Genomic DNA, 13,202 nt, shown 5'->3' on the forward strand with positions numbered 1-13,202 from the left:
CACTAGGCTTAATTAATATATTAATAAGCCCCATCAGCTATGCATTATGTTTTGGAGATAATATTCAAGATACCCAATCCTTTGAAGATATTAATACCGCCCGCAACATTACCCGATTCAACAATCAAATCTATCATGAACCACAATTTGGCTCCACTTTAGGAGAATTAGAACATGATAGCCATAATGATACATTTAAAGCAGCATGGCCAAAAACAACATCTGCTTTAAATAATGTACCTTCACAAATAGAAAATACCGCGAGTGGTGAAGCAATATTAAGTAAATTAGGGAATGCAGCCTCAACCACAATGGAAGTCTTAGGCCCAATTGGCGATGCAGTGGCTGTTGGCGCATGGCTAAATAATGTTGTTGAAACCTTTAGCGAAGAATCTGCAACTAATTTAGACAAAACCGCTGCGATATTCTCTATTTTGCCGTTAGTCGGTGATGAATTAAACGCCCTTTCCAATGACATTAAGTATTTCTCTGCAAAACAAAAAGTTGAAGAGTTTGAGCAACAAAAACACTATGTTTTCTCAAATTTCAGTGCGGAATTTACTCAGTTACATCATAGAAAAGAAGATGCTATCAACTTACTTAATAAATACGATCAATATTTGGATCTCACTATATCAATGTATGTTGATCAACTATTACTGATTGGTGATACCGAGTATCGACGCATTGCAGCAGCATATGACCGTCAACTAGCGAAACAAATGGCTAGAATGGATCTGGAATTACTTAAAACTCTTGGTCATGTCTCAGAAAATACCACTCTACATCAGCCCTTATGCCAACCAGCACAAGCGACTCATCAGCACATTGTTAATTGTATAAAAAATGCAGGTCCAATACGTATTAATCAATTAATCGACAACCTCAACAATGCGGAAAACCACCGCTTAAGCGCTAATATATTTAACGCGAAACAACGTTTGGTTGCCATCGTTCAACAACGACTTGTGCAACATCGTGATCAAATACTTAATACCATCATTGCCAGAGCTAAACACCACGTTCAAAACATACGTAACCATGCCAGCATCAATCGTTCTTACCTGTTAGACCAAGCGCGAAAAAGTGGCCTTCGAGAATATGCCAAAGCATACTGGAATATTGATTACCTCTCAGAAGAGCAGTTGAATACTGCAACTTTTGAAGTGCAACCAGCCCGTGAATGTTGGGGAGTGCCTTCAGTCTACCCTGGTGGTATTCAGGACTCTCTCGATGCCTGTAAAGACAGTGGCGCTATCTACGATACCTATCATATTAAAAAAGATCCTGAACTTGCCAAGGTACTTCACTACACGCCTAAGCTCACTGTAGAGCAAATTATTTATGTAAGATTAAAGCGCGGTTGGCCAAAAGGTTTACTCAAACATAACCTAAATCTATTAGCGCAAGCTTATGTTTCTGGTCACAATGCGAATGATATTTTCCAATCATTAATTAGTCTATTACCTAACCTCGATGTGCCTCCTTTTCAAACACCCTATCACGACTATTTGACGACAAAAGGAATAGACAATACCGATCCAGCAGTGCAAAAAAATTGGTATCAATTAAGTCGCTGGTACGAATATATTTTGACAGAAAAACCGTACGGAGGGGCTATTAGCAACTTAACCCAATATTTTGTCTTTATCGATTACATTAAGCCTATTTTTGAGCAAACTATCTCTGCGGCCTATGTGCGTGATCTTTACTACACAGTGCCGTTTCCAAACCTTTACCCAGCCAAATATTTACGTTTTCACTCGCCCATCATGGCTGATATTTTTGATCAAATATTGCATCAAGCTAACTCAGAATATCCCATTACAGAACAAGATGCCGTTGAATACATCATGCAACTGGTTAGCGAAACCCAAAATGCAAACGAGCTACACTACCTTTTAGGTGATCTCGCTGTATTCGCACAAATTGCGCAACACCAACAATCAGAGAGCAACATTGGGTTATTAGCCAACAGCCAAGAACAATCCAATCAATTGTTCGTGACTCGTCTCTCTCCTCTCCATGAAAGCTATTTGTTAGCTCATCACACTGCGGCATTAGAACAGCAACACTCCAACATCATAAATGATCCATTATGGCAAACACTAGCGGCAATAAATCCAACGTTACAGCAAGGTAATTTAGCCGATGCTATTCAGCAGCTTGGGGCTATTGTGCAACAAGATAAATTCCCGCTTCTCCCACATATAAATGAATGGCTATTGAACGAACTTGAACAATGGATCGATCTGCAAATCACATTAGAGGAATCTGCATAATCATGACTCGTAAAATCCAATTCACTTATCTCTTACTTGGTTTGTTTTATACCCATTTCAGCTTTGCCAATGGGCAACATTTTATGGGGAACTTTTATGATGCACCCGATGGTGTAAAAGTCATTTTAGGCTATAACTCACATCAGTATGGTCTTCTCTATCGAGTATCAAAAAACCTCTATGTTCAAACGAAAAATGATGCCTATCTTGCTGATATCAAACTGCTAATACGTAAACTTCAAATGTCGAATTCAGGTCGAGAAATACTGCGTCAAATTGGGACTTATACGCCAATTAATGCACCAGATGACGCTGTTAGCCCACTGATTGAATACACTGTCGGCGTTGATAGTTCAAAAACAACAGTCGCAACCGTTATTCGAGAGCCAGAAAGCCAAGGACGATTATTTGAAACTAAAGCCTCAGAGTTTTCAGAACCAGAACAAATAGCAGAAGCACTACAAAGGCAATCTAACGGAAAGGGGTTATCTAATACCGTATTCTTTTCAACCACAGAAGTTGTCAATATCCCAGGTGTTAATAGCCCTTTTGATCAAGCTGTCGCTTTAGGGCATGAATTGATCCATGCGCGTGATTATTCCTCTGGTGCAATGCCACAAGGCAATGTTCACTTAATGCATCGTCATCCTGAACATCAAGCCATTACAGAGTACAGCATTGCCAATGCGGAATACCAAACAACAGGTATCGCCCATTACAATAATGCGCAAAATGGACGCCCTGCTGACACTAATATCAGTGAGGTACGTCTTCGTGCCATTAATGCAAGAGAGAAAATTTATTACGACTGGAAAAAATTAGGACAAGAAAAACCTAAAACCTTCCTAGCCAATGAACAAGTAGTAAGCGAATATCATCTTGCTGATGATTTAGGGGCAAAGAAACGCAATACTTATTGGCCTGCAGAACAATATCAATATCATCCTTACCCTGTTGATGTCAGACCTGCATCCTATCGGTTAAGTGAACCTAGTTGGGACACCTTGGAAGGCAAACAGGCACATATCGAAGTAAAACGAGCATTAAAGCAATCACTCAGTGAAGGAAAGCAACCCGCTATTGTACTTATTGATCCCACAGAGCAGCGGCTATCACGCAGTTTATCAAACTCACCTACGGTTACCCGACGCGGACTAGGTAACCAATCATCGGTTCTCAAATATGCCGCTCAAAATGATATTAAAGTGGTAAATGTCTACAGTGCAGCAAATGAAACGCCTGTTGGCTCACTAAAAAGGCGTAAATCACAAAAACTATACCGTGCATTATCAGGCAAGAAAGCACAGTCCCCGATTGAATACCAAGACGTTCAATATGAAGCACAAACTCATAACCAGCTTAACCAAGCCCTAGAGGAGCACAATGACATACTCGTAATGGCATATTCTGATGGAGAAGTCACAACGGATGTTATCAATAACCTTTCGCAAGATTTAGATAAACAAGTCATGATTTCTCGTTATTCCAACTTGGATTACCGTCCTTCCGATCTGACGCCTAAAGAACAAACTGCATGGCGGCAAGTAAATGAAAAAGAGAATGTCACAATGCTAGGGGCTGGCAGTCAAAGAAAACTCAACATTTGTAATATTCAATAACCGTAATTAAAAAACGCAGCGACAGTGAACCTGTTGCTGCGTTATTTTTATGGCATTGTCTTTTTATTATTATCGCCAATCACTGCGTGTTTTAACGCTCACCTTGCACTTCAAAGCAATCAGAAACAAGCTTTGCACTACCATCACTTTGCATCGCCCAAAGCTCTTTATGTACAACACCAAATGCTTTATTCATGGTCCATTTCGCTGACAAAATAAAACCATTATCACCAGCGGGCTCCCAAGTCACATCCGTGTAATTAACATCATTAAAGCCTTGGTCAATAATGCCTTGCCAAAAGTTTTCAATCGCATCTCTACCTTCAAAAATACCAAACGGACGCGCTTCCATCACACTCGCATCGTTATATTGCTCTGCACAGCCTTTTGCATCCTGACGATTAAATGCGTTTTGCCACGCTTGTAGTCCAGCTTTACATGCTTCAAGTACATTATTATCAACCATCATTTACTCCGTTTATTTAGTGATTTGATAACTAGATTACCCATATCACTTATTTCGAAAAACAGAGATAATAGAAATGACTGTTTAATAAAAGAGAACAATCATGAACAAACTAAGACAGATGTCGATCTTTGCTCACATCGTAGAGGCAGGCTCAGTATCAGCAGCAGCCGATAAGCTTAATTTATCCAAATCCGTTGTTAGCCAGCATCTAAAAGCATTAGAACAAGAACTTGGTATTACGTTACTTAAAAGAACGACTCGTCGCCATACCCTAACTCAGGCAGGCGAAGCGTTCTATCAAAGCTGTCGTGAAATCAATACCATTGCTGATATTGCGTGGGATCAAGCCCAAGAAATGCAAACAGAGCCCCAAGGCAGGCTTTGTATTACCGCACCGAATGCTTTGATGGATACCTTGGTGTCTCCTGTCATTGCCGATTTAATGAAGCAATACCCAAAGTTAAAACCAGAGCTTATCAGCGATGATCAACACGTTAACCTAATGAAATACGATATTGATTTAGCGATCCGCGTGGGACAATCGCAAGACAGCAATCTGAAGCAAAAACGACTCGGTGAATTTAAAGACGTACTGTGTGGTTCAGCGCAATTAAACACAACTGATATTCACCAATTGCCCTACATAGCTAATCAATGGCAAGGCAAACACATTAAGCACGTATTCACTGCAACCAATGGGGAAACTATGATTTATGAAACAGAAGCGCACTGTACAACCAACTCTTTTCACAGTTGCGTGGCGTTAATAAAAGCAGGGGCTGGGATTGGTATTATTCCTGATTTTTATTTATCTCAAATCAGCTCACATCAGGAAAATACTATTGTTCCTCTGCCTCTAAATATGAGTTTATCCAGCAATACGATCTATGCACTAAGCCCTTTTAATAAAAGTGCACCACTGGCTGTAACACTCTGTATTGCAGCATTAGAGAAACAATTATCGGAAAATGTCTGACATATTTAATATCACCAAAATAAATATATCCAGAGGGAATAACCAGTGATCCAGATCATAGGCAAACAATCGCTTTTAAAATACCATTTAAGCATAACACAATTACTGTTGAGCTTAGTATGGAACACGCGAAACAATCTTCAGCTATAGCCAGTCCTAAAGAACCGCTATTAGCGATAAAACTCATCCCCTCTCTTGCTATCATTCTTTTAAGTATTATCGCTTGGCAATTTGCTCCACCTTCGGGACTTTCACTCGCTGCTTACCACACCGCCATCATCTTCATTGCCACCATTGCTGCCATTGTCGCAAACGTACTCCCTACTGGTGCTGTTGCCGTTATTTCCGTTTCTGTTTATGCCGTGCTACATGCTGGCGGTGAAACCTCAGCAAAAGCGGCGATTATGGCTGCCACCAGCAACTTTAATAACGTTCTGATTTGGTTAATTGTGATTGCCTTTATGATCGCCAGAGCCTTTGCTAAAACAGGCTTAGGTCGTCGTATTGCATTAGTATTATTAAGCTTATTTGGTCAGTCATCGCTGCGTATTGCTTATTGTTTAGGGGTTGCCGATTTCTTAATTGCCCCTGCGACACCAAGTAATACTGCACGCTCTGCCATTGTTTCTCCCATTGCCGATTCATTAGCCAAAACCATCAACAAAGACGACACCAAGTTAGGTAAATACTTAATCTCGTCTGTTAGTGCTATGAACGATGCATCAGCTGTGGGTTTTCAAACCGGCTTTGCAGGTAACTTAGCATTGGTTGGTATTGCCAGTTCAGTTGCAGGGATCACAATGACATTCACCCACTGGGCAATGTACTTATTAATTCCTGCACTTACGCTACTGCTAACCATACCATTCATTCTGTATAAATTTATTAACCCAGAAACCAAACAAACCCCAGAAGCACCAAAATTTGCCCGAGCAGAATTAAAGAAAATGGGCAAAGTGACTCAAGCTGAGTGGAAACTAATTGCGGTATTCATTGGTTTGATTGTGATGTGGGTAGGCGGTAAAGCCTTAAGTCTTCACTCAACCACGGCTGCGTTTATTGGTTTATCAGCCCTACTCGTGCTTGGCGTTTTAAATTGGAACGACGTTAAAGCAGAGAAAGGCGCTTGGGATACCTTAATTTGGTTCGCTGTATTAATGGGTATGGCAAGCCAACTAAAAACCTTAGGCTTTACTGGTTGGGTTGGTCATGGCGTATCAGACATGATCAGTAGCAGCATGGGTAACGCAGGCCCGACATTAATTCTGATTGTGATGATGAGTTTTTACCTGTTAACTGCTTACTTCTTTGCCTCAGGTACAGCAAAAGTGGTGGCATTAGGTCCTGTTATCATCGGCTCTCTCATGGCATTAGGTGTGAACCCATTGATTGCGATTCTCGCTGTTGCAGGTATTACCAATATCGGTTGTAACCTAACCACTTACAGCCATGCACGTAACCCGTTATTAATGGGCTATCAATACCATAATGATAAAGAGTGGATGAAGATCGGCTTGGTGATTTCCATCGGTGGTGCAATCATCTTTATGACTTCAGGTTTAGCTTGGTGGTCGGTACTCGGCTTAATGTAATTGAACTATTCCCGTTCACGAAACACTAATAAATAACGACAATGGCTACCCAGATGGTAGCCATTTTTTTCATTATAATTTGAACAATTGTCTGAGGCTATCAAACACAACAACACGTCACAGCGTTCAAATCAGCAGAAAAAGGAATGGATTGTGAGAACTCTACTATTATCGATATTACTTCTATTCTCAGCCCCCTCATGGAGTGCCAGCTACTGTCTAAAAACAACCTTAGGTGACTATGTTTGCCCACCACCTTTTGGTCACATTTATGCAGATAAACTTGGCAACCCACTGTGTGGTAAAGGGCAATGTATCGAAGATCAACAAGGTAACTATCAGTGTTCAAAACAAGATGGCGGCTTTGCGATCAAAACTCAAATGGGTGATATTTTATGTACTGGTGGTTGTGAGCCAGCCAGCGAGAAGAATTGCCAAATTCCTAAACCTTAACGGCATTCTCTCCAAAGAGAATTGAAAGCAGAACAGATACAAAAATGGCTACCGCTCTTTCAAGTCGGTAGCCATTTTTAACGCTGTATTTCGCTAATTACGCTTTCTCACTAAAACAAGTTAAACCGATGCTTGTTTATTTGCTCGTGCTTTGCGCTTTAACACACGGAATTCATGTTTTGCTAAGTGACTGTCCATTGAAGAACGTAGCAGCTTGTATAGCAGAATCGAACCATCAATTTCTTCTTTACGGTTAGTTAAGCTTTCAATGTTCAAGCCCAGTGGTAAGTCATACTCCACAACCGCATCTAATATCTGATTTAAGCTGTTACAACACATCTTAATCGACTCATGCAATGGGTTTTCTGCATTGAGAATACGTAAACTGGTTGCTTCAGGAACGCTCACCCCTAGCCACTCAATAAACTCCAGTGTTTTCGCACTGCCACACGGTGAGAAAGTTAAGATAATACGCTGTGGTTTTAAGCCCTGCTCTTTACACTCGATTGCATAGCGGGTCAGAATATCAATGGTTGCTTGGGTGTCATAAATGGCTTGAGAAATAAAGAAGTTACAACCTTGCTTGTACTTTTCAATTAAACGCTCATGCTCATTACCTTTCTTAGCATGACGCTCGGCAATCATAATGCCGCCAGTAAAGAAGTTATTACGGTTATCCGCCAAGGTTTGGTAAGCCGCAGATAATGGTAACGACACCTCATTTTTCGCTGACGGGCTACCCACGAGCACCATGTCACGAACACGGTATTCATCCCACGCTTCATTTAGCCACTCATCAAATTCTTCAGTTTCCGACTGCACCACACTCTTATAAGTGATCACAGGCTTATCGGTTTTCTTATTTAACAGCGACGAGTAATGGCGCGGATCATGGGTTGATTTAAATGGGAATGGACGTGGCTTATTAGTACGTGAAGCCTCATCTTGAATATCGTAAACAATCAAACCATCAATGGCTAAATCACAAATACGATCCACAAGGCGATCAGCGATGCCTTCAACATCTTCAAGTGGTGTACTGGTTTTAGGTGGCGTTGTGCCAATGAAATAAACGCCGCGTGTAATATCGTTATAACGTACACGCAGTTCAGATTCTTGTGATGATAGGTATTGATCCGACATAAATTACCACTTCCCTGTTATCGCAGTAAGCTAATCTGGCTCTACTGCTTAATTTGTCTCAAACCTCAGCCAATCTCTGCTGAGGTTTATCTCATCCTTGTGCGTTGCAGCTTACCTTTATGATTTATCTCGCCAATTTTTCGAGCGACATAAAGCCTAAGCCATTAGTTTTTATCAAATCTGCAACACAATATATGCTTTAGTTTTACCTAAACCCTTTAGATAAATCAAAGAAAAGTCACTGATTTTATATAAGTGATTAAATTAGCAACATTCTTTATCGATCCAAGCAAGGTAATCACCGAATCCATTGGTGATCGGTAATTGGATAATTTCAGGGGTTTCATAATCGTGAAATTGTAAAATCGTCGCTTTGACCTGCTCAAACAATGCCGTTTTAGTTTTGATCATCACCTGATGTTCTTGATCGCAATTCACCTCACCTTGCCAGTGATAATAAGACTGGATCGGCATAACCTGCACACAAGCCGCTAAACGCTGGTTGATCAGCGCATCGATAATGGTTTTACCCACCGATGGGTTAGCAAACGTGGTCATCACCACACAAAATTGATCTGACATAATCCCATACTCACACCATGTTATTGTTCTTTGATTATCATAACACCAATGCAAGCATGGATTAAAAATGCCGTTACCGAACAGGCTTTAAAAAGCATTTATAGATCGATAGTTGCACGTAATTGCCCGACAGCTTTCAACCAACGCTGAATGTGTGGGTAGCCACATAAATCATAATCGCCCTCATCTGCAACATGGGTGTAAGCATACAAAGCAACATCTGCTATTGTGACAGCGTCACCAACAAGATACGGTGTTTGTGCTAATTGCTGCTCCATCACATCCAAAGCTTTGTAGCCTTTAAGGTGCAAGGCTTCATACTCAGCAACGCGTTCTTCTGGCATTCCTAAATAGGTTTGAATATAACGCGCGACCGCAATATAAGGCTCATGTGAATATTGCTCGAAGAACAACCACTGATAGACTTTGGCTTTTAAAAAGCTATCTTGCGGTAAGTACGAAGTGCCTTCTGCAAAATAACCTAAAATCGCATTGGACTCAGACAACACCCGCCCATCATCCAGCACCACCACAGGGATTTTGCCATTCGGGTTTCGTGCTAAAAACTCAGGCGTATGGGTTTCGTTCTCCAAAATGTTAATATGCTGCCACTGATGCTCAATGCCCAATAACGCTAAAATCCACTTCACTTTTAAACAGTTTCCCGACTGTAAATCACCATAAACAACCATCTTCTCTCCTTGTTTTAGCATCTCTAAACAACATTCATGTTAGGTATGGGATTACTGTATTCCACTTAGAAACATCCGACTATCGCAAAATTTGAATACCAACTATCAATATTATTGAAGTATTTATTACTTGTTATAGAGGCACTTTAACGCTATGTTTTTATTGCTAATTAAAAGGATTTGATATGGATATTGAAGCATTAAGAAGCTTTTTAGCTTTTGTCGAAACAGGCAGTTTTACTCGCGTTGCTAAACAAAGTTTTCGCTCCCAATCTGCAATCAGTATGCAGATGAAAAAGCTCGAAGATGAACTCAATACTCAGCTATTTACTAAAGATGGTCGAATGTTGGTATTAACTGAGGACGGACAACGTTTAGCGGCTCATGCCAGCCAAATCATTGCCACACATGATGAAGCCTTATTAGAGCTAAAAAACAAACTGCCACAGCAAACCATTCAGCTCGGTTGTCCTGACGATTATGCTGAATCAATTTTACCTCGTATCGTGGCACTAATTCGCCAAGAACATCCCCATATCAGCTTACAGATCACCTGTGCGCCCAGTGTACGGTTAAAAAATTTACTCGATAGTAACCGTCTTGATCTCGCCATTGTTACCCGTTCACCCAATTCTCAAGAAGGTTACTTTCTACAAACCGATGAAGGTATATGGGTAGGATCGCCAGATCATGATCTCGTTAATCAGCAGCCATTACCTATCGTGTTATTTCAACGTGATTGTAAATTTCACGATGCCGCCATTGAAGGATTTATTAAACGTAATCGACATTACCAACTGATCAGCTGTTGCAGCAGTGCCACCGCTAACAAAGGCATGGTACGCCAAGGATTAGCAATATCCGCTATGGCTAGATGTAGCATGCCAAGTGATTTGATCGAACTCACCGCACCACATTTACCAAACTTACCCGTGGTCGATATCGTGTTATCACTACCCAGTAAACCGCATTTATTACTCAGCTCAGATAGTATTCACCGCATTATCGATCGTTATCAAAGCGAACAATTTACGACAGAAAAGTGCTAAACACTCGCAATGTTGTGACGTGCAAACAATCTTAATAAAAGTATTACTTTCAAGACAATCAACACATCCAGCCTTAGCTAATCTCAAAAATATAACTTCTGAGATCTGAACAATTTTGTGGAGATCTTTTACCTATAACAACAGGAATATGCTATGAAAAAATGGAGCCTATTAGCGTTCATATCGGCATTATTGATGGGGTGTGGTTCAAACGATGCTGAAGATGTGGTGGTCGACACCATAGGGTTAGACATTGATGCTTTATCAACTCAAGATAAACAACATTACGCGCAAGTTTCAACCGACATTAACACCGTCCTTATTTACATTGCAGGCCAATGTTTTGATGCCGAATCTGAACGAAATCCTGATATGGCTCTCACCGGCTTTAACTGTAATATCGCCAACTACAAAGACAGCGCCAGCCAAGCGCAATACACCAGCCTCTCTTTGAACAGTGGTGAACTGGTAGTAACACGTACCGCAAAAAGCACCTTTAAAATCCAAACCAAAGACAATGTGAAATTCCATGCTGCCAGTATCAGTGATGGCACACTGAACTACCGCTTAGAAGACGATAACGCTATTCACTTCACAGAAGATGAAACAACCGACACCCACACAGCTACTTTTAGAGGTTTCTTCCGTGATGACAAAACCATAGATGTCACCTACTGGACGGTGGAATCTATTTCATCCACCCCATTTAACTATGAAGAAGATAATAACAATCAACATAGCTGGCTTGCAGGTGGCAGCGCGAAACTATCAGGCAAAGACGGTAAAACCTTTGATTGGACGACCAGTACCACAGGGGAAGTAGTGCTGCCGTTAACGGAATAACCTTTAACAACACATAAAACAATCAAAGCCCTGATCTGCAGGGCTTTTGTAATTACCATCGGTAAAAAGCAAGCACTGCAATAATCAACGGTCAAAAACCAATTACATGAGATGAATCACACTAACAAATATTGATAAAACAAAAGGTTACAAAACGGGATATTTTTCACAGTTTATATACTGATTAAAAATAGAATAAAAATTCATTTCTATAACAATAAACAGCAATAACATCTGGATATCTCGATGAAAAACAACTTACTTGCCCTAGCCCTTGGTAGTGTATTAGCACTCACTGCTGCGCCATATTCTTTTGCTGCTAACGACGCTACCATTCAATCTTCTACCGATTACTCGCAATTCGTCACTAAGCGTCAAGTTGTCGATCAACTATTAAATGATGCAGTAACCGCATTTAAATCTCCGGCACGTGTTTCCCATGCTGGCTTTACCGCCAAAATGCCAAGCAATATGGAAATCGTAACGAACCGATTACTTGAAGCCTACCAACTAGAACCATACCGTACCGACTTACTGATCTCTGCTGCTAATGCACAGATCTACAACAAGAATGCAGACCGAGCCATTTCACTTTTCCAACAAGCCCTTTCGGTTGCACCTGATGATGTCGATTTACATGCCTACCTTGCGGTTTGGCAACGTTTCAAAGGTAACCAAGCTGAATCTGCCAAACACATGGCAACATTAACCAAATTAAACCCGGGCAAAGCAGCAGATATTGAGCGTATTTTCACAACCGTTGATCGCATCGTGGCAAGGCCACTGAAAGAGAAAACAGCTAAAGGCAAGTTAGGCGATAAAGGCGCAATCGTCACCTTAGGTTATGCACTAAACCCTGATGGTTCGATGCATCCAATCTTAGTAGAACGTCTTGAAACGACCCTTGCTATGGCAAAGGCCAACCCTGATGCATTAATCGTATTAACAGGTGGTGTGCCAATGAACCATAAAACCGAAGGTAAGCTAATGGCGGATTGGCTTATTGAGAAAGGCATTAGCAAAGATCGTATTATTGAAGAGAACTACGCCACCAGCACCGTTGATAATGCCCTATTCAGTAGCTATGCGTTAGCACGTCATCATATTAAACACGCTACCATTATTAGCTCGGCAAGCCATGTTCGTCGTGGTCAAACTCTGTTTGAAATCGCAAGTTGGCAGACAGGCCCACAAAACATCACCTTTGATACAGTAAGTTACCCAGACAAACCACTTAAAGAATTAGCAACACCAAGTGATGGTGAATTGTTAGGTATTTACCGTGATGCGCTGCGTACTTACGGAATGTGGAGTTACCGATCATATCCGTTGGAGTCGCGTTAGGGTTAAACTTGTTATTAATTTCAAGGGCAACAGAGTTGCCCTTCTCTGCTAAATTACAGTGATAAAACAAAGTATAAATAAAGATATAAAATCATCTTCAAGGCAATAATTTAGTAAAAAAATCCACCCAAGCAGGTATATTACCAGTAATACCTGAT

General features: G+C 40.8%; 12 protein-coding genes. 8 read left to right on the plus strand and 4 right to left on the minus strand.

Annotation, left to right across the window (positions count from 1 at the left end; translation table 11 throughout):
• Positions 1–11: 11 nt before the first annotated feature.
• Positions 12–2,282 carry a hypothetical protein gene (locus E5A76_RS16600; protein ID WP_161119610.1) on the plus strand — a complete coding sequence of 757 codons (2,271 nt, stop codon included), beginning with the start codon at positions 12–14 and terminating at the stop codon, positions 2,280–2,282.
• A gap of 2 nt (positions 2,283–2,284) precedes the next feature.
• Positions 2,285–3,901, plus strand: coding sequence for a M91 family zinc metallopeptidase (locus E5A76_RS16605; RefSeq protein WP_161119599.1), 1,617 nt, complete (start codon positions 2,285–2,287; stop codon positions 3,899–3,901).
• Positions 3,902–3,992: 91 nt separating this feature from the next.
• Here the strand turns inward: E5A76_RS16605 and E5A76_RS16610 are convergent, their stop codons facing one another.
• Entirely contained in the window at positions 3,993–4,367 is a 375-nt protein-coding gene (locus E5A76_RS16610) for a nuclear transport factor 2 family protein (RefSeq protein WP_161119600.1), read from the minus strand.
• 103 nt (positions 4,368–4,470) lie between these two features.
• Here E5A76_RS16610 and E5A76_RS16615 point away from each other — a divergent pair, with 103 nt between their 5' ends.
• The 3 genes from E5A76_RS16615 (at position 4,471) to E5A76_RS16625 (ending at position 7,391) form a co-directional block, all read left to right on the plus strand.
• A complete protein-coding gene (locus tag E5A76_RS16615; RefSeq protein WP_161119601.1) occupies positions 4,471–5,346 on the plus strand; it encodes a LysR family transcriptional regulator in 876 nt (291 codons plus the stop codon).
• Between the two features lie 119 nt (positions 5,347–5,465).
• Entirely contained in the window at positions 5,466–6,938 is a 1,473-nt protein-coding gene (locus E5A76_RS16620; RefSeq protein ID WP_161119602.1) for a DASS family sodium-coupled anion symporter, read from the plus strand.
• A 153-nt stretch (positions 6,939–7,091) separates the two neighbouring features.
• Positions 7,092–7,391: a hypothetical protein gene (locus tag E5A76_RS16625; protein ID WP_161119603.1), complete on the plus strand. Its 300-nt coding sequence runs from the start codon at positions 7,092–7,094 to the stop codon at positions 7,389–7,391.
• 120 nt (positions 7,392–7,511) lie between these two features.
• Here E5A76_RS16625 and E5A76_RS16630 read toward each other — a convergent pair whose 3' ends face one another.
• The 3 genes from E5A76_RS16630 to E5A76_RS16640 form a co-directional block, all read right to left on the minus strand.
• The gene (locus E5A76_RS16630; protein WP_161119604.1) at positions 7,512–8,534 is read right to left on the minus strand and encodes a methylenetetrahydrofolate reductase; all 1,023 of its coding nucleotides are present in this window, start codon (positions 8,532–8,534) and stop codon (positions 7,512–7,514) included.
• Positions 8,535–8,798: 264 nt separating this feature from the next.
• Complete coding sequence (gene cutA, locus E5A76_RS16635; protein ID WP_161119605.1) at positions 8,799–9,116, minus strand: divalent-cation tolerance protein CutA; 318 nt, start codon at positions 9,114–9,116, stop codon at positions 8,799–8,801.
• 98 nt (positions 9,117–9,214) lie between these two features.
• Positions 9,215–9,808, minus strand: a complete 594-nt coding sequence (locus tag E5A76_RS16640; RefSeq protein WP_161119606.1) for a glutathione S-transferase family protein — start codon at positions 9,806–9,808, stop codon at positions 9,215–9,217.
• A 185-nt stretch (positions 9,809–9,993) separates the two neighbouring features.
• On the opposite strand from E5A76_RS16640, the gene E5A76_RS16645 reads away from it, so the two are divergent.
• From E5A76_RS16645 to E5A76_RS16655, 3 genes are all read left to right on the plus strand, one after another.
• Positions 9,994–10,857, plus strand: a complete 864-nt coding sequence (locus E5A76_RS16645) for a LysR family transcriptional regulator (RefSeq protein ID WP_161119607.1) — start codon at positions 9,994–9,996, stop codon at positions 10,855–10,857.
• A gap of 153 nt (positions 10,858–11,010) precedes the next feature.
• A complete protein-coding gene (locus E5A76_RS16650) occupies positions 11,011–11,700 on the plus strand; it encodes a hypothetical protein (protein WP_161119608.1) in 690 nt (229 codons plus the stop codon).
• A gap of 246 nt (positions 11,701–11,946) precedes the next feature.
• Positions 11,947–13,044 carry a YdcF family protein gene (locus tag E5A76_RS16655; protein WP_161119609.1) on the plus strand — a complete coding sequence of 366 codons (1,098 nt, stop codon included), beginning with the start codon at positions 11,947–11,949 and terminating at the stop codon, positions 13,042–13,044.
• Positions 13,045–13,202 lie beyond the last annotated feature (158 nt).

It is taken from the genome of Photobacterium lucens (genome assembly GCF_009873615.1).
Taxonomy (GTDB): Bacteria; Pseudomonadota; Gammaproteobacteria; order Enterobacterales; family Vibrionaceae; genus Photobacterium; species Photobacterium lucens.